17 protein-coding genes are annotated in these 17,718 nt (G+C 62.2%); 4 read left to right on the forward strand and 13 right to left on the reverse strand.

The features are described from left to right. On the forward strand, positions 1-194 hold a 194-nt coding region (locus AX735_RS03650; RefSeq protein WP_066275739.1), incomplete at its 5' end, for a DUF2274 domain-containing protein. Positions 195-208: 14 nt separating this feature from the next. On the opposite strand, the gene AX735_RS03655 is transcribed toward AX735_RS03650, so the two are convergent. The 10 genes from AX735_RS03655 to AX735_RS24865 form a co-directional block, all read right to left on the reverse strand. Further along, positions 209-514, reverse strand: coding sequence for a hypothetical protein (locus tag AX735_RS03655; protein ID WP_066275742.1), 306 nt, complete (start codon positions 512-514; stop codon positions 209-211). Next, positions 511-1,500, reverse strand: a complete 990-nt coding sequence (locus AX735_RS03660) for a LysR family transcriptional regulator (RefSeq protein WP_231750008.1) — start codon at positions 1,498-1,500, stop codon at positions 511-513. Before AX735_RS03660 ends, AX735_RS03655 begins: the two co-directional genes overlap by 4 nt. Positions 1,501-1,620: 120 nt before the next feature. Beyond that, positions 1,621-2,955, reverse strand: coding sequence for an MFS transporter (locus AX735_RS03665; protein ID WP_066275750.1), 1,335 nt, complete (start codon positions 2,953-2,955; stop codon positions 1,621-1,623). 37 nt (positions 2,956-2,992) lie between these two features. Continuing rightward, the gene (locus AX735_RS03670) at positions 2,993-3,463 is read right to left on the reverse strand and encodes a YqaA family protein (RefSeq protein WP_066275752.1); all 471 of its coding nucleotides are present in this window, start codon (positions 3,461-3,463) and stop codon (positions 2,993-2,995) included. 80 nt (positions 3,464-3,543) lie between these two features. Then, positions 3,544-4,191: a transmembrane anchor protein gene (locus AX735_RS03675; protein ID WP_066275760.1), complete on the reverse strand. Its 648-nt coding sequence runs from the start codon at positions 4,189-4,191 to the stop codon at positions 3,544-3,546. A 15-nt stretch (positions 4,192-4,206) separates the two neighbouring features. Next, the gene (locus AX735_RS03680) at positions 4,207-4,929 is read right to left on the reverse strand and encodes a HupE/UreJ family protein (protein WP_066275766.1); all 723 of its coding nucleotides are present in this window, start codon (positions 4,927-4,929) and stop codon (positions 4,207-4,209) included. Between the two features lie 61 nt (positions 4,930-4,990). After that, positions 4,991-8,197 carry a CusA/CzcA family heavy metal efflux RND transporter gene (locus AX735_RS03685; RefSeq protein WP_066275772.1) on the reverse strand — a complete coding sequence of 1,069 codons (3,207 nt, stop codon included), beginning with the start codon at positions 8,195-8,197 and terminating at the stop codon, positions 4,991-4,993. Then, entirely contained in the window at positions 8,187-9,437 is a 1,251-nt protein-coding gene (locus AX735_RS03690) for an efflux RND transporter periplasmic adaptor subunit (protein WP_066275776.1), read from the reverse strand. The genes AX735_RS03685 and AX735_RS03690 overlap by 11 nt, the downstream gene beginning before the upstream one ends. After that, positions 9,437-10,717 carry a TolC family protein gene (locus tag AX735_RS03695; RefSeq protein WP_066275782.1) on the reverse strand — a complete coding sequence of 427 codons (1,281 nt, stop codon included), beginning with the start codon at positions 10,715-10,717 and terminating at the stop codon, positions 9,437-9,439. Before AX735_RS03695 ends, AX735_RS03690 begins: the two co-directional genes overlap by 1 nt. Positions 10,718-10,776: 59 nt before the next feature. Next, complete coding sequence (locus tag AX735_RS24865; protein ID WP_156447404.1) at positions 10,777-11,202, reverse strand: hypothetical protein; 426 nt, start codon at positions 11,200-11,202, stop codon at positions 10,777-10,779. Positions 11,203-11,446: 244 nt separating this feature from the next. Here AX735_RS24865 and AX735_RS03700 point away from each other — a divergent pair, with 244 nt between their 5' ends. The 3 genes from AX735_RS03700 to AX735_RS03710 are packed head-to-tail and all read left to right on the forward strand — an operon-like array spanning position 11,447 to position 14,639. Further along, on the forward strand, positions 11,447-12,301 hold the full coding sequence (locus AX735_RS03700) for a chromate resistance protein ChrB domain-containing protein (RefSeq protein WP_066275788.1): 855 nt from the start codon (positions 11,447-11,449) through the stop codon (positions 12,299-12,301). Continuing rightward, complete coding sequence (chrA, locus tag AX735_RS03705; protein ID WP_066275796.1) at positions 12,298-13,710, forward strand: chromate efflux transporter; 1,413 nt, start codon at positions 12,298-12,300, stop codon at positions 13,708-13,710. The genes AX735_RS03700 and chrA overlap by 4 nt, the downstream gene beginning before the upstream one ends. Positions 13,711-13,733: 23 nt before the next feature. Then, the gene (locus tag AX735_RS03710) at positions 13,734-14,639 is read left to right on the forward strand and encodes a DUF1259 domain-containing protein (protein ID WP_066275813.1); all 906 of its coding nucleotides are present in this window, start codon (positions 13,734-13,736) and stop codon (positions 14,637-14,639) included. A 3-nt stretch (positions 14,640-14,642) separates the two neighbouring features. On the opposite strand, the gene AX735_RS03715 is transcribed toward AX735_RS03710, so the two are convergent. From AX735_RS03715 to AX735_RS03725, 3 genes are all read right to left on the reverse strand, one after another. After that, complete coding sequence (locus AX735_RS03715) at positions 14,643-14,909, reverse strand: metal-sensing transcriptional repressor (RefSeq protein ID WP_066275799.1); 267 nt, start codon at positions 14,907-14,909, stop codon at positions 14,643-14,645. 15 nt (positions 14,910-14,924) lie between these two features. After that, positions 14,925-15,791, reverse strand: coding sequence for a nickel/cobalt efflux transporter (locus AX735_RS03720; protein WP_066275803.1), 867 nt, complete (start codon positions 15,789-15,791; stop codon positions 14,925-14,927). Between the two features lie 123 nt (positions 15,792-15,914). Continuing rightward, entirely contained in the window at positions 15,915-17,480 is a 1,566-nt protein-coding gene (locus AX735_RS03725) for a tyrosine-type recombinase/integrase (RefSeq protein WP_066275807.1), read from the reverse strand. Positions 17,481-17,718 lie beyond the last annotated feature (238 nt).

Below are 17,718 nucleotides of genomic sequence, written 5' to 3' on the forward strand. Positions count from 1 at the left end.
CCGACGATCGGCCGGTCAAGCTCTCCGTGGAGCTGCCCGCCGCCGTGCATCGCGACTTGCAAGCCTATGCCGCCGCGCTCGCGGCCGAGACCGGGGGAGCGCCGGTCCCGCCCGACAAGCTGGTCGCGCCGATGCTCACCCGTTTCATGGAAACCGACCGCGCCTTTCGCCGGCACCGCGCGCAGGGGAAATGAGCGCGCTGCTGCCGTCAGTTGCCCATGAACTTCTTGAAACGCTCCCGGCTTTCCGCTTCGATCACGGCCTGCTCGGCGTTGGCGCACTCGTTGCCGCGCGCCGTTCCTTCCGCGCATTGCGCCACGACCTGCCGCGCTTCATCGAGATGCGCCGCGAAATATTGGGTGCCGCGCGGCTCGGCTGGCGTCGGGGTAGCGGCCGGACCGGAGATAATCGCCGGCCGCTTGACGGGCGCGATCAACGGGCGGAGGACGAAGCCCGCCCCGAACCCGATGATGAGCGTGACCAGCACGATGATGAGTGTCTTTCCTGGCGTCATGACGGCTCCTTTCCCGGTTGCTGAAACGGTGGTTGCGGCCCAGGCACAGACGGCAGCGAATAGCGGGCGGTGACGAACTCAAGAAAACGGCGCAGCACCGGATTTTCATTATCTTCGCGCCAATAGCCCGAGAACCCAATACGTGTGTGCCCGTTGCCCTCGTGGACCTCGCGGAAAACCACGCCGGGGATATGGATGCCGAGTGCGGATTCCGCGACGATCGAGATGTGCCCGCCGAACGCAATGACGCTCAGAACGGTATCTCTCCCGATGTCGTCCATGTCGATCTCCGGTGAGTAGCCCGGCATCCCGAGCTTGCCGAGGAGCATGTTGCGCGTCTCAGGTCCGGGGTCTCGCTCTGTCAGCAGGAACCGCTCGCCGACAAGATCGGGCCAATAGATGCGTTCGCGTGTTGCAAGCGGATGGTTTTCTGGCATCGCCACTAGAATGCGCTCGCTCCAGAGTGGGCGACTCTGAAGTCCAGAATATTGCGCCTCACCGATCATGATCGCGATGTCCAGCAGTCCGTTCTCAACTCCGGTCAACAGCATATCGCGGTCACGTTCAAAACCATGCAATTTCACATTGGAATAGCGTTCGCTGAACTCACGCAGGGTCGCGCGCAAATTGCCTGCGGAGAACGAGGTATAAAACCCAATGGTGAGTTTGCCGGCGTGCCCGTTATTAACCGCTCGAACCCAAGCATTAAGCTCTGAAAATTCTCTCACGATGCGCTGAGCCGTGCGCAGATAGTTCTCACCATTCGGTGTCAGGGTAGCTCCACGGGTCTTGCGATCGAACAGAGTCATGCCCAATCGCTTTTCCACTTCGAGAATCTGGCGGCTAAGCGTGGCCTGCTTGATGTTCAATACACGCGCCGCACGACTGAAACTGCCCGCTTCGGCCGCTGCAATTAGGTAACGAAGCTGGCGCAACTCAATCACTGGATCGCCTGCATTCTGCGCAAGCCGCCATCGAACTTCCATCACCACGCGATGTCTTGGAGACTGCCTTTAGCCATGCTGTGCGAGGGCAACATACCCAGCTTAACGCCGAAGAAGCATGACAAGAGTCGTAGGTATCAAACAGCATGGGTTGGCCCACTGCTATCTCAGGGGCCAATGGGGATGCAGTTCGTCAATCACAAAGGCGTGGCTGGCTACCCCGTCCGAGTGCCCCTCGGCGAGATGTGGATGATCCGGTGCCAAATCGTCATGGGCGTGCGCGAGAATTTCGGGGTCATCCACCGGCCAGATACGGAACGCGATCACCGTGCCGACCAGCGCCAGCACAGCGGACGCAGCGAGCGCCGCCCCCATGCCGTCCGCTGCCCCGACCTGACCCGTAAGCGGATATGCGACCAGCCAGCAGACGTGGCTCAGCGCGAACTGAGCGGCGAACAGTGCTGGGCGATCGTCCTCGCCGGATGAACGGCGCAGGAGGCGGCCGCCAGGTGTGATGCTCGCAGAATAAGCTATGCCCAGCACAGACCAGCCCGCGACGATCACACCCCAACTATTGGGCGAAGCATGGCGATGCCAGGCCAGGGCAAGCACAGCGAGCGCGACGGTCATCGCCGCAGCCGCCGCAAGCATCACCGTTCGATCAGGCAGCCTGTCGAGCACGCGCGGCAGCAGCAAAGCGGCCAACATCGAGCCGCCACCGAAAGCGGCGAGCGTGATCGCCACCTCCCGTTGGCCAAGTCCGAGCGCGGCCTGCACCAGCACCGGCGTATTGACGATCACCATCGCGCTCGCGGCGGCGGCGGCAAGCGTGACCGCCAGCAACCCGCGTAGCCGGGGCGTCCTCAGATAAAGCCGCGCGCCGCGCGTCGTGTTGTCATAGATGCCGCCTTTGGGTTTGACGGCTGTGGAACGAGGCAAAACCGTCGTCAGCACCAGCAGCGCCGAGCAGGCGAACCCAATCGCCGTGCCCGAGAACAGCCAATGGAAGTTAATCACCGTCAGCAGAGCTGCGGCCAGCATCGGGCTTGTCAGGCTCTCCATGTCATAGGCAAGGCGCGAGAGCGACAGCGCCCGAGTATAGTCTTTCTCCTCGGGCAGCACGTCGGGGATGGTAGCCTGGAAGGTCGGCGTGAAGCCGGCCGATGCCGATTGCAGCACGAAGATCAGAACATAGACCTGCCACACCTGATCCACGAACGGCAGCGCGAGCGCGACCAGCCCGCGGATCACGTCCATCGCCACGAGGAAGCTGCGGCGCGGCAAGCGGCTCGCATAAGCGCCGACGATCGGGGCGATGCCGATATAGGCGATCATCTTGATCGCCATTGCCGTGCCAAGCACGGCGCCTCCATCGGCCCCGGCGATGTCATAGGCCAACAGGCCGAGCGCAACCGTGGCGAGGCCGGTGCCGACCAGCGCGATGATCTGCGCCAGGAAAAGGTGGCGATAGGTTCGGTTGGCCAATACAGAGAGCATCAGAACCTCGTTCGATCTTAGGGGTTTAGCGGGCTGGTCATGCCGTCAGATAGCCATGAGCGGCCATCAGGACGGCGTAACGGCTGGCCTTTGCGATGGTGACGAGCAGGAGAAAACGCGAAAGCGGCGTGCGCAGAAAGCCGGCGATCAAGGTCAACGGATCGCCAATGATCGGCAGCCACGACAGCAGCAGGGAAAGCTCGCCGAACCGACGATAGCGCCGCTCCGCCTTTAGCATTGCGGTCTTCGTCACCGGAAACCAGCGCGCGCCGCGATGATGCGCCAGGAAGCGCCCCAACGCCCAATTGATCGTCGAACCCAGCACGTTGCCCATCGATGCGGCGAGAAGGAGCAAAGGCGGATCGAAGCGGCCCGAGGCCAACATCGCCAGCAATAGCAATTCCGATTGGGCAGGCAGTAGTGTCGCGGCGACCAGCGCGGTGAGAAAGAGGCCAGGATAGCCCAGCGTTATCAACTCGACATTTGGCAGCAGAATGCCCTCGCACATTTAACAAAGCACCTGCCGCCCCGCCACGTCGCACAGGTCGGGCAGCGCGGCGGGGACGATTCAGACGAGAGGTGGAGGCGTCAGACAACCCGCCTGACCTCACTATATTCACCCTGAGTGCGAAGCGTGATCGTGACGGGGGCACCGGAACGGTTGCGCCAGAACCAGCCGTGTTTGCCGTCGAACGCCGCAACCAATTCACCTTGCTCGCCTGTCGATTCCCGGCCCTTGCCATAACCGTGGTAAGAGATGCCCGGTGCATCGGCGTGCGTGTCAAAGTTGACGTGCCCGCCTTCAACCGACCAGTCGAACGCGATCCGCGCGCCTTTTGCGGCTGTCAGCTTGATCTCCGCGCCTTCGTTCGGCGCCAGCGTCAGGCTGGTCGTGTCGTTGCGGCCGGCAACCATGCTCGACACTGCTGGGGGAGCTGATGTCGATTGCGCACCACCATTGGCCGCTTGAACAACGAGTGCGCGCGCATTTTCCGCTCTGGCCGCGGCATCGGCGGCTGCATCGGCAGCGGCTTCCTCGGCGAGTTGCATCTTGACCTCGCCCATCTCGGTCAGGCCGAGCACCTTGCCGGCACCAGTTGGATCGACCCCATATTCGGAAGGCAGGATCACAACGGCCAGGATGGCTCCCGCAGTCGCGGCGGCGATAATCGTGGAGCGGATGAGTTGCTTTGAAGTCGGCAAATCTTCGAGGCGGGGCATCTGGGAATTGAACATTTGCATTACTCCTTGTTACGCGACCGCGAGGCCGGTGAGCTGGTAGCCGACGAGGATGAAGCCGGTAGTCATGAGGGCGACGTTGGCGGCGTAGGCGTGGCGATGGAAACTGCTCGTCCGGCGCCAGAAGCCCATGAGGATCAGAATGGCCGCAAGCGCGAGGAGCTGGCCGATTTCGACGCCGATGTTGAACGCGATCAGGTTCGCAAACAGGCCGTCCGGCGAAATCTCGAACTCAAGAATCTTGGTTGCCAGACCAAAGCCGTGGAAGAAGCCGAAGATCAGCGTCGCCCACTTCGTATTGGGCTGGAAGCCGAACCAGCGCTGGAATGCGCCCAGGTTATCGAGCGCCTTGTAAACCACCGACAGACCAATGATCGCGTCGATGATATAGGCGTTGGCGCTGATCCCGGTGAGGACGCCAAATAGCATCGTCGTCGAATGACCGATCGCGAACAACGTCACATAAAGGCCGATGTCCTTCATCCGGTAGAGGAAGAAGATCACGCCGAACAGGAACAGCAGATGGTCGTATCCCGTGACCATGTGCTTGGCGCCCAGATAGACGAAGGGCATGAACAGGACGCCGCTGCTTTCCTGAATATAGCCCTGATCACCTTCCGCCACGCCGTGCGCAAAGGCATCGAAACCGAAGCAGAAAGTCAGCGCGATAATGCCGAGCGTAAGACTCAGCCTGTTTCGCAAGGCGTTCTCGAAAATGGTTGCGTAGAGACTCATGAAAAACTCCTTTCCGGTCTCCCACGCGCCGGGGGGCATGTGGCGCGTGGGAGTGGCTGACTCAGGCTTGCGCCGGAGCCGTATCGGGGGATGAATGTTCGCCTTCCGGGCGCGCTTCGCGACCGTGAACGAGGCGATAGAGCGCGGGCAGGACAAGCAGTGTCAGCAGCGTCGAGGAGATGATGCCGCCGATCACCACCGTCGCCAGCGGCCTTTGAACCTCCGCGCCCGCGCCGACGTTGAATGCCATCGGCACGAAACCGAGGCTTGCCACCAGCGCCGTCATCAGCACTGGTCGCAGTCTTGTAAGCGCGCCTTCGCGGATCGAGTCCTCAAGATCGCTGCCGGTGGCGCGGAGTTGACGGATGAAGCTCAGCATCACCACGCCGTTCAGCACCGCCACGCCCGACAGTGCGATGAACCCGACGCCCGCCGAGATCGACAGCGGCATTCCCCGGATCAGCAGCGCCGCCACGCCGCCGGTCAGCGCCAGCGGCACGCCCGAAAAGACGATGGCGGAGTCCCTGGCGGATCGGAACAACCCGTAGAGGAGCCCGAAGATCAGCAGCAGTGCGGCGGGCACGACCAGGCGCAGCCGTTCGGCCGCCGAGATCAATTGCTCGAACGTACCGCCATAGCTTACCCAATAGCCGGAAGGGACTTCAACCTCCGCATCGACCTTCTGTCGCAACTCCTCAACGAACGAGCCGAGATCGCGGCCTCGGACATTGGTGGTCACGACCACACGCCGCTTGCCGTCCTCGCGGCTGATCTGGTTCGGGCCGATTACAACCTCGACTTTAGCCACATCGGCAAGCGGCACGAACCCCCGCGGACCGGTGCCATCGCCTGACAACGGAATTCGCAACCTCCCGATTTCGTCGGCTTTGCTTCTGATGTCCTCGGGTAATCGCACGATTACCGGAAAGCGACGATCGCCCTCGAATATTTGGCCGGCTTCCCGGCCGCCGATCGAGACGGCCACCACATCCTGAATATCGCCAATGTTAAGACCAAGTCGCGCTAGCGCCGCCCGGTCAGGCGTGATTTGGAGGACAGGCAAGCCTGTCACCTGTTCGACGCTCACATCTTGAGCGCCCTCGATCCCGCTCACCACACCTTCGACCGACTGGCCGATCTCCAGAAGGCGATCGAGATCATCGCCAAACACCTTGATCGCCACATCGGCCCGGACGCCCGACAGCAGCTCGTTGAACCGCATCTGGATGGGCTGGGTGAACTCATAATTATTGCCGGGGATGGCGGCGGCTGCTTCCCGCATCTCGCGGACCAGCTCGGCCTTGGGCTTGCGCGGGTCCGGCCATTCGCTGCGATTCTTGAGTATGATAAAGGTGTCGGCGACCGACGGCGGCATCGGATCAGTCGCCACTTCGGCAGTGCCGATCTTGGCGACGATCCGCTCGACTTCGGGGAATCGCTTCAATCGCGCTTCGAGCGTGGTCTGCATCTCTAGCGCCTGGCTGAGACTGGTGCCGGGGATGCGCAGTGCGTGAAGTGCGATGTCGCCCTCATCGAGATTGGGAACGAACTCCGATCCCATACGCGTCGAGGCAATGCCTGCGATGGCGACCAGCGCCACCGCACCCGCGATGAACGCGACCCGCAGCCGCAAGGCGGTATCGAGCGCAGGCGCATAGAGTTTGCGCGCCCAGCCCATGAGGCGACTTTCCTTCTCCTCGACCTTGCCGGTAACGAACAGCGCGATCGCCGCCGGCACGAAGCTCAACGACAGGATCAGCGCGAAGGTGAGCGCCATGACGACGGTGATCGCCATTGGGTGGAACATCTTTCCTTCGACGCCGGTGAGCGCGAAAATCGGCACATAGACCAGCGCGATGATGAGCATCCCGAATAGGGAGGGCCGAATGACCTCGGACGTGGCCGATGCCGCAAGCGCAAAGCGCTCCTCGCGTTCGAGGAGACGCCCTAATCGGTGCTGCGCCTCGCCGAATCGCCGCAGGCAGTTTTCGACGATGATAACCGCGCCATCGACGATGAGGCCAAAGTCCAGCGCACCCAGGCTCATGAGATTGCCCGATACGCCCGCGCGGAGCATCCCGGTGATCGTCATCAGCATGGTGATCGGAATGACCGCCGCCGTGATGAGCGCCGCGCGGATATTGCCCAGCAGCAGGAACAGCACGACGATGACGAGCAGCGCGCCTTCGAGCAGGTTCTTCTCGACAGTCCAGACCGCCCGTTCGACAAGATCGGTGCGGTCATAGATCGCCACGGCCTTCACGCCCGCCGGCAGTGCCTTGGCCGCTTCTTCAAGCCGTGCGGCTGCCGCGCGGGCGACGACCCGGCTGTTCTCGCCGGCGAGCATGAACACGGTGCCGAGCACCACTTCCTGCCCGTTTTCAGTCGCGGCTCCGGTCCGCAACTCCTCGCCCATCCCGACATCGGCCACATCGGCGATGCGGATCGGCACGCCGCCGCGATTGGTGACAATGATCGACTTGAGATCGTCGATGCCCGAAGCCTGACCCGGCACGCGGACCAGATATTGCTCGCCATAGCGCTCGACATAGCCTGCACCGACATTGGCATTGTTGCGGCCGAGCGCATCGACCACATCATTGAGCGTCAGGCCATAGGCCGAGAGCCGGTCGGGCAGCGGCGTCACATGATATTGCCGCTCATAGCCGCCGATACTGTTGACCTCGGTGACGCCGGGCGTGTTGCGGAGTTGCGGCCGGATCACCCAATCCTGAAGCGTGCGCAAATCCTCTGGCGTATAACGGCTGCCATCGGGCTTGCGGGCGTTCGGCGCGGCCTCCAGCGTATACATGAAGATCTCGCCCAACCCGGTCGCGATCGGCCCCATTTCCGGGATGACGCCTTGGGGAAGCTGGTCGCGTGCGGTCTGGAGCCGCTCGTTGATGAGCTGGCGCGCGAAATAGATGTTGGTGCCATCCTCGAACACCGCCGTCACCTGGGAGAGACCATAGCGTGACACCGAGCGCGTATATTGGAGGCCCGGCAGGCCGGCGATCGCCGTCTCGACCGGAAAGGTTACGCGCTGCTCTGATTCAAGCGGCGAGAAGCCGGTCGCCTCGCTGTTGATCTGTACCTGGACGTTGGTGATGTCGGGCGTCGCGTCGATCGGCAGGCGCTGGAAGGCCCAGACGCCGATACCGCACAGTAGCACGACGATGGCGAGCACTGCCCAGCGGAAGCGGATCGCGCCCGAGATGAGGCGTTCGAGAAGCTCGGAACGCACAGGCGTTTCGTTCTCAATGGTCATGGCTGGCCCCCGACTTGTCGATGTCGGCACGGATAAGGAAAGCGCCGTCGGTTACATATTCGGTGCCCGGCTCAAGGCCGCCCAGCACCTCGGTCCATTCGGGCGTGCGCCGCCCGACCTCCAGCATTCGCACTTCATAGGTGTTACCGACCTTCGCATAGACCACCTCGAAATCTCGGAAGCGCTGGATCGCCTTCGTCTGGACCGCCAGAGGCACTTGCGCCTTGGCAACGGCAAACGATCCCTCGACGCCCATTCCAGGTCGGAAGCCGCGACTGAGGGACGTCGGCACTTCGACATGTGCCATAACCGTCTGGCTCGCCACGTCCGCCGTTGGCAGCACCGCTTCCACCCTGCCCTGAAAGCTGTTGTCGCCAGCAAGGTTGCGCACCCGCACGCTTTGCCCGACGCGGACGCGTTCCGCATCTCGCGGATACACGAAGAACTCGGCATGAAGTTTTGTGGGATCGGCGATCACGATTACTGCTCGATCGCCGGTGGTATCGCCGACATTCGCGTTCTTTTCGACGATGACGCCGCTGATCGGAGCGGACACCGTGTAGGTTTGCAGCGAATGACTGGATTCAACCCGGAACAGGGTTTGTCCGCGTTGGATCGCTTGTCCCAACTGGCCCGACATCGACACTATTTGTCCGGGCAGGCGCGCTCGCACCTCGGCCCGACCTTCCGGCGTGGTTTCAATCCTGCCGGCCATGTCGATTAGCTCAGCTACACTGGCGGAACCCGCACGCTCGGTCTGCACGCCTCCGGCCCGCGCAGCCTCGGCCGAAATCGTCGTGCGGCCCTCATAGGAAGCATAGGACCAGTTGTGTGTTCGCCCGCCTTCGACAGCGCGAACCTTCACATCGAAGGAGTGCGGTTCAGTGACGACGCCATTGCCGCGCAGGAAATCTTCCTGCGGCTGGAAAGCGAAACGGTCCACCTTGCCGCCAAGACGCTTCTGCTCAAGTGTGAGCCGGACTTCGCTCGGTGAAAGCGGTTTACCGTCCCGGTAGGGATAGAGCCGATACTCCGGCTCGACGCCATCCTCGAAGATAGTGATCTCGACCGCGAAATCGCCATCGCGCAGCATGCGCCCGCGATGCGGCCCGCGTTCATAGTCGTCGGCGGCAGCGGCCGCCTGGGGTTCGGCCGCCTCGTTGGTGGCATTGGGTTCGCCGCATCCTGCGAGCAAGGTAAGCGCGAGCAGCGAGCTTGCGAAAAGTAAGGATCGTTTCATCAGCGGTTCTCCGCATTGGAAAGCAGGGAAACATGGCGGCCGGTCAGCCGGTCGAGGCGGGCACCCGAGAGATGGAAGCTGCGCAGCAGTTCAACACGGCGGGAGCGCGCATCGAACAGCGCCTGCTGGGCCTGGTTCACTTCGAGAAAGGTGAAGGCGGTGCCGCCACGCGCGAAGCCGTCACGAACCAGCGTCACCGCACGCCGGGCGCTTGGCAGCACCTCTCGATCTATTCGTGTGATCTCGGCAACGATCGCGGCTCGTTCGGCAACGAGGCGGTTGACCTCTCGTTCGATCTGGACGCGCGTGACGGCGATCTCTGCTTCGGCCGCCTGGGCCTCGGCGTTGGCACGCAGAACATTGCCGCGATTGGCTGTGCGGCTACCCAGCGGAATAGATCCGCCGATCATGATCGCGACATCGTTGCCCTGACCAAAATGGCGGACGCCAACGCGGGCAGTCGGATCACTGACATTACCAGTTTCAGCAAGCCGAATTCGTGCCCCGGCGGCGTCCCGTTCGGCGCTGAGCAGTGCGAGGTCAGGACTGTTCTCGGCATCCGCTGGCGTCGCCGTGAACGTGGCGAAAGCTGCGTCATCGAGGCTGTAGTCGGCGGTTCCCCCCCAATATGAGGCCAGCGCGGCACGGGCAATTCGTGCTCTTTCGCGCGCCTGATCGAGAGCGATCCGCGCTTGCGCCACGGCTGTCCGGGCGCGTTCAGCGGAAAACAGCGGATCGAGCGCGCGCCCGACGCGACGGCCTACCTCCGCCTCAACGCGCAGGGCTTCGGTATGTCGTTGCTCCGCGATGGAGATTTCGGCTTCCGCTACCTGGGCTTCGACCCATGTGGCCTGGACCTGTGCCAGCAAGTCCAGCATCCGCAGGCGATTGCGTGTCGAAGCGACACCGATCTCCGAGCGGGCTGCGCCAATGCGGGCTTCCCGCTTGCCGCCCCGTTCCCAGGTCCGCTCATACCATGCGGTCGTCTGTGACCGTTCGATGGGCGAATAGGGGCCGGTGCCCGCGAAATCCTCGGCGTCAACGCCGATGACATCGCGCGGTCGCACATCGGCCTGAGTAACAGCGGCCTCAGCCGCCTGGAGGCGGGCCGCATTTACCGCCACCGTGGGGTCGCCAGTTGCGACCTTCGACAGAGCGTCGGATAGGCTAAGTTCCTGCGCCGCTCCGATGGATGGAGCGGACAGGGCCGCGAACGCCGCGCTTATCGCAAGCGCGCGCCGCAAACGCGCCGACGGGCGCGTAATGATAACTGAAAACATGACAAATCGGCCTCACGAACAGGCGTGGCATAAGCCGCGCCTAATTCGACGCGACGGTTCTAGATGCGATTTGCGATGTTTTTAGGCGGCCGTTCAGGCCCGTAAATCAGGATATCAGGCAATCGGTCGTCAGCCGTAAGAGGCTGAGACAATGATGCCTGGAAAAGCCCAGAATCGCCCTGCGATCCAAGAGCCGGCAACGACGATCCCGCATCGCCATGATGGTGATGCCCAGCACCGGACTGATGATTGGGCACGCTTCCGGCATCATCCGGGTTCGTAGTATCCGAATGCCCATCACCATGATCGCTCATGTCTGAGGCGATAATGCTGAGCGGCAGATGTTCGTGATCGGCACTCACATCATTTTGATGTTGAAAGCGATCGACGATGCTGGTCATGCCTACACCCGCAAAGACGAGCGTCAGCGCGATGCAAAGCATCGAGCAGAGCCGAAATGGCGGAAATTGAATCAGGCGAGCCACCGGCATCACGCTATAGAGTTAGCCGGAAGCGCGCAAGTATCGCGCATCGTAGTATTTTCGCTACGCGGAGCGAGCCGATCAAGCCTCTCGCAGCCAGGGCAATCCGGTGAGTGGGCGGTAGGGCATGTTCTTTTGCGATTGACTCGATCTGGCATCAGCGATCTATTGTCGGGCATGGGGAACGCGATCTCCCCACGAGGCGACAGGCTGAAGAATCGCGTCCTACTTCTTGGAAGGACGCATCATGCCTGTTTTGAACACGATCTCATCGGATAAGCTCGCTCGCCTGATCGGTATCCCGACCGGGCCAGCGTTCATTGACGTCCGGCCGGACGAAGTATTCGCGGCCGAACCGCTGCTCGTTCCCGGAACATTGCGGCGATCCGCGGTCGATGTCACTACGTGGGCGGCGGCGTTTCGCGGTCGCTCTGCCGTGATCGCCTGCCGTGACGGTGGCTCGCTCAGCCAGGGCGTCGCAGCGCGCCTGCGCCATGAAGGGGTTTCGGCGGAGGCGCTCGAAGGCGGCGTTGCCGGTTGGGCTGCTGCCGGCCTGCCGATGGTGCCGGAAACCGTCCTGCCTCCGCGCGATACGGAAGGCCGTACAATCTGGGTGACGCGTGGTCGGCCGAAGGTGGACCGGATCGCCTGTCCTTGGCTGATCCGCCGCTTCGTCGATCCGAGCGCGATATTCCTCTTCGTCGCACCCTCCGAAGTTGAGGGCGTCGCCGAGCGCTTCACCGCCGCGCCCTTCGATATCGAAGGCGCTGGCGTGACATGGAGCCATCGCGGCGAGTCCTGCACCTTCGACGTGATGGTCGAGGCGTTCGGCCTTGGCGGCTACGGGCCGCTAACGCGTCTCGCGCCGATCGTGCGCGGGGCCGATACGGGTCGCCCCGATCTCGTACCGGAATCGGCGGGCCTGCTGGCCGCATCGCTCGGCCTGTCGCGCATGTTCGCAGACGATCAGGAACAGCTCGAAGCCGGGATGCTGCTCTATGATGCTTTTTTCCGCTGGTGCCGCGATGCGACCGACGAGACCCACAACTGGGTATCGCACCAGCCCGCCAAGGCGCGCGTCAAGGGCAAGGTGCGGTCATGAGCGGGTTGGTCGTGGAAATCCCAGCCGATATGGCGAGACTGCCGGAGGATCACGGCGTCTCCTTCCGCGAGGCCGTCAAGGTCTGGGCGCGGATCGCATCGCTGAGCTTCGGCGGGCCAGCCGGGCAGATCGCGGTGATGCACCGCATCCTTGTCGACGAGAAGCGTTGGATCGGCGAGGAGCGCTTCCTGCACGCGCTCAACTATTGCATGTTGCTTCCCGGTCCCGAGGCGCAGCAACTCGCGGCCTATATCGGCTGGCTGCTCCACAAGACGAAGGGCGGGCTGGTCGCGGGAGCCTTGTTCGTGCTCCCCGGTTTTCTGTCGATTCTGCTGCTCAGCTATCTTTACGTGTTGCTTGGTCATGCCCCGGCGATCACCGGCCTGTTCTTCGGTCTCAAGGCGGCGGTGCTCGCGGTGGTTGTCCAGGCGGTGGTGCGCGTCGGCTCGCGTGCGATCAGGAATAATGTGATGCGCGGGCTCGCGGCAGCGGCGTTCGTCGCGATCTTCTTCTTCGATGCCCCGTTTCCGCTGATCGTCTTCACTGCCGCCATTATCGGCTACCTCGGCGGGCGCAACGGGATCGCTGCCTTCCAGGGCGGCGGCGGACATGGGCTGGCCAGCGGCGATGTCGTCCACGACAAGGATACCGCACTCGGTGAGGGATTGCCCGACCATGCCCGGCCCAATCTCGCCTGGTCGCTCAAGATTTCGGGAGCATTCCTCATATTGTGGCTGACGCCGCTGATCCTGCTGTTCGCGCTGGCCGGTCCGGACAATGTGTTCACGCACATCGCGGCCTTCTTCAGCCAGATGGCGGTCGTGACCTTCGGCGGCGCCTATTCGGTGCTAGCCTATGTCGCGCAGGAAGCGGTCGGCACCTATGGCTGGCTCAAGCCCGGCGAGATGCTCGACGGCCTGGGACTCGCCGAGACGACGCCGGGGCCGCTCATCATGGTGACGCAGTTCGTCGGCTTCCTCGCCGCGTTCCGTGATGCGGGCGCGATGCCGCCGCTCCTCGCCGCCACACTCGGCGCGATCCTCACGACCTGGGTGACGTTTATGCCTTGTTTTCTGTGGATATTCGCGGGCGCGCCGTTCATCGAGCGGCTGCGCGGCAACCGGGCACTTTCGGCTGCGCTGGGAGCGATCACGGCCGCCGTGGTCGGCGTAATCCTCAATCTGGCGATCTGGTTCGCGATCCATACGCTGTTTCGCGAGGTTCATCAGGTCCGATTCTCGGGCCTCGCTTTCGATATTCCGGTAGCGGCTTCTCTCCAGATTCCCGCGCTGCTGCTCGCGGCGGGCGCGGCGATCGCTGTGTTCCGGTTCAAGGCCGGCATGATCCCTACGCTGGCTGTCACGTCCGCTATTGGCGTGGCGCTCTATCTGTCGGGCGCCATTCAATGAGCTTCCGTTTCGAGGAGACGAAAATGAAAACCATGATCGCATTCAGCCTGGCGGGTCTTCTGGCGCTTGGCGCCCGGGCGCAGGCGGCCGAGCCTTGGGCGCAGGCGGTCGCAGCCACGATCGGCAAGGCCGGCACCGAGATGCCCGGTGGGGTCTATCGTATCGGCTTGCCGCGCAGCGATCTCAGCGTGACGCTCGACGGTGTGAGCTTAAAGCCCGCGCTGGCGCTCGGGTCCTGGCTGGCCTTCGTCGGACATGGCCAGGGTCAAGCGATGGTGATGGGCGATCTCGTGCTCACCGACACCGAAGTGAACACGGTGATGGCGAAACTCGTCGCCGGGGGCATCGAGATCACCGCGCTCCACAACCATCTCCTGCGCAACAACCCGCACACCATGTACATGCACATCGCGGGCCATGGCGATCCCGTACAACTGGCAAAAGCGCTGCACGATGCCCTGGCGCTGAGCGGCACGTCGCTGACGGCCCCGGCTGCGGCAAGCCCGGCGGCGTCCGAGACAATCGACCTCGACACCGCCGCGCTCGATCGCATCCTTGGCCACAAGGGCAAGATCGGCGGCGGTGTCTACGCGTTCGGCATCCCCCGCGCCGAAACGCCGCGTGATGGCGGCATGGCGCTGCCACCGGCAATGGGAGCGGCGATCGCTATCAACTTCCAGCCGACTGGCGGCGGCAAGGCCGCGATCACCGGCGACTTCGTGCTTACGGCCGCCGAGGTGAACCCGGTGCTCAGGGCGCTGCGCGAGAACGGTATCGAGGTGACGGCGCTACATAACCATATGCTCGACGATGAACCGCGCCTGTTCTTCATGCATTTCTGGGCCAACGACGATGCGCAGAAGCTCGCTCATGGGTTGGCGGCAGCGCTCGGCCATGTGGCGATCACTAGGCAATTAGCAATGCGATAAACATCAAAGATACTTGGCCAATTCGCCGAGCTTCGCCAGTTCGTCGCGCGTAGCCTTGGGCAACGGGCCAACCAGTTCCTCCAGGTGATGCTCGATATGATCGCGCACCAGTAATGTCTTGGTCTTGTCGAGTGCCGCGATTACCGCCTGCATCTGCTGAGCCGTCTGAAGACCATCACGTCCTTCCGCAACCATCTCCACAATCTTGGCGAGATGACCTTGCGCGCGCTTCAGGCGATTGATCAGGTCAGGATTGGCAGCATGACTCATCGTTCGCTCCTTGCTTCAGCGCGGCAATGCTTGCCATCCGTGAAACGCCACATAGAGACCAACAACGAGGATGACAGTGCCCGATACATAAGGCGCTCTGCGGACGATCTCACCGAAGCCGCTCCAACGCTTCGACACTTGCCTCACGCTCACCGCCGCGATCACGCCCGATGCAACCATCGTGATGGCAAGCCCGATGCTGAAGCACAGGACCAGCACGGCGCCAAGTGTCAACCGTTGGAGCTGGAGGCAGAGCAATAGCACCGTGATCGCGCCGGGACAGGGAATGAGTCCGCCGGTCAGCCCAAACAGAACGATCTGGCCGGTGGTGACATTCTGGTTTGTAAAGCGGCGACGAATATCCTCGGCATGTTCCATCTCATGCGCGTCCATGAACCCGCCGGTCGCAATTTCCAGTCCGCGTTCCTCGGCTTCTCTTGGTTCCTCATGATGATGATCGTGACCGTGAGGATGGTGATTGCCATGATGTTTATGGCCATGGTCATGGTCAGGGTGATGATAGTGTTCACCGGCGATTTGCTCGCGGCGCGTGCGCCAAAGCATCCACCCGGCGATTACGACGATGAGCACGCCCGATGCGAATTGGAAATAGGATTCGGTGGCTTCGGCGTTGAGGCCGCCAAACAGCCACATACCGCCCAGCGCCACAATCCAGACAACTGCCGTGTGGGAAATGGTTGCGGAAAGGCCAAGCAACACGGCTTGTCGCACTGTCCCCCTGACCGCGATGATGAACGCCGCCATCATTGTTTTGGAATGGCCGGGTTCCAACCCGTGCAATGCCCCCAAGAGAATAGCGGTTGGGACGAACAGCCACGCATGAGCGGCACTTTGCTGGAGCAGGTCGGAGAGCGATTGCATTTGTGCTGCTTAACACCAACGCGGCATGGAGGCTATCCTATCCCCTAGGGGGGGATATGGATTGCGATTTGATGTGAGGTGGGCTGCACAGGCCATTGCATCGGGATTATATCAGACGGTGATTTATGCGGCCGCTTTGTGGTCGGTATGCGATTTAATCAGCGCATTGCCGATAGGAGTAATCTGCCACCATGCCAGAAGATCACTTGGGCCGGCGTGTGTTTGGGCGAATCCCCGTTTCGTTAACATGACAAGCGCTGGATCGCTCGCCGAAGCGAGGAACCCCTTATCCTCAGGCGGCAACGCCGCAAGCTCGGTCAACGCATCCCATTCGGCGGCGGGCAGTAAGCCATTGCTGGCAGGAGCCACTTCCTTGATCGGAATGGGCTCGGCCGCTTTGCGCCGCTTGCGGGGAGCGGACTTGGTTTCACCGGCCAGCGCGGAGGCGATACGACGGCCTACGCGATTGGCGGCCTTCACCGATGGATCATGCTGAACATGGGCATAGATCATCGTTGAGCGCAGATTTGCATGGCCGAGGATCGCGCCCGTCAGCGCCAGCGCCTCGCCGTGCGAAGTGGCCGTAGCGCCGACCGTATGACGCAGCGTATGGGGGGTGACGCCGGACAGTTCGGCCTTCCTCACGATCTTCGGCCAGACGTTCTTGGTGCCCTGGAAATAGCTGTCACCTTCATCGGCGGGGAATACGTAATTCTTGCCGTCCACCTTCTCGATGCCTTTGAGCAAAATCGCCGCCGCGAGGCAGAGCGGACGGATCGACTTGCCGGTCTTGCTGTCGTCGAGAACGAGCAGGCCATTCTCCAGATCGACCTCATCCCATTTCAACTCCGCGATTTCATTGCGGCGGCAGCCAGTCAACACCCACAGCCGGGTAATGTTGAGCGCCTTGATGTTGATGCCATCGGTTTCCAATGCGTCACAGGCCGCACCGAGGCGCGCGACTTCCTCAAGTGTGAGGAAGCGTGTGCGCTTGTTGTCGGACTTGTTCACCACCGCCTTCTCGCAGGGGTTGGCTACGACGATCTCATGTCGCTTGGCGAAGCTGAACACGGCCGACAAATCGCGGAACACCTTGCGCGCCGCACCAGCGCCACCCTTGACGATAATTCGCGTGCGCGGCCCCGTCTTCTCATTCTTCGCCGTCTTGCCACCTTCGACATCGCGAAAGAATCGCTCGATATCGGCGGCGTTGACTTCCGTCACGCGCTTGTGGCCGAGCAGCGGCACGACATGGTGGCGCAGCCGAGCGATGGTGTATTTCTTGGTCAAGGGCTTCATCGGCTGGCCCTGGCGTTTGCCGCGCTGGATGAAACAGCCTTCCTTCTCATAGCGGTCGACCAGCCCGCTCATCTTCATCTCGGCCCGTTTTGCGTTGCGCTTGTTCGCAGGATCATCGCCGACAGTGGCGGCGGCGAGCAGTTCCTTTGCCTTCCTTCTGGCTTGCTCCACCGTCAGGGTTCCGAAGCGGCCGACCGTCATGAACCGGCGCGGTGCGGTGCGGCCACCGCCCTCCGCGCGATAGCGAATGATGAAAGTCTTTCGGTCGGTTGTCGCTATGCGAACACCAAACCCGGATAACTCGCTATCCCAAATCTCATAGCGTTCCGAGCGCGCGCCGGCTGCATCGACGACCGTTTTCGTCAGCTTGACCGATTTTTCTTCCGCCATTTTCTTGCGACCTCCGGGCGATCCCGCCCTCGAATTGGTGTCCACATGGTGTCCACCAAAAGAGAAAAATGTGGGTTTCCTCTAGGATCGCTCTAGCGTAGTTTTATGTAGAAAACAAACTGATAATCAGTGATTTAATCGTAGAGTAGCGAACTATGGCGCAGACCTGAGGGATAGTTGATGCAACCTTGCCAAGGTTGGGGTCGAGGGTTCGAATCCCTTCGCCCGCTCCAGTTTT

Origin of the sequence: Blastomonas sp. CCH1-A6, from assembly GCF_001556365.1 — a bacterium.
Lineage (GTDB): Bacteria > Pseudomonadota > Alphaproteobacteria > Sphingomonadales > Sphingomonadaceae > Blastomonas > Blastomonas ursincola.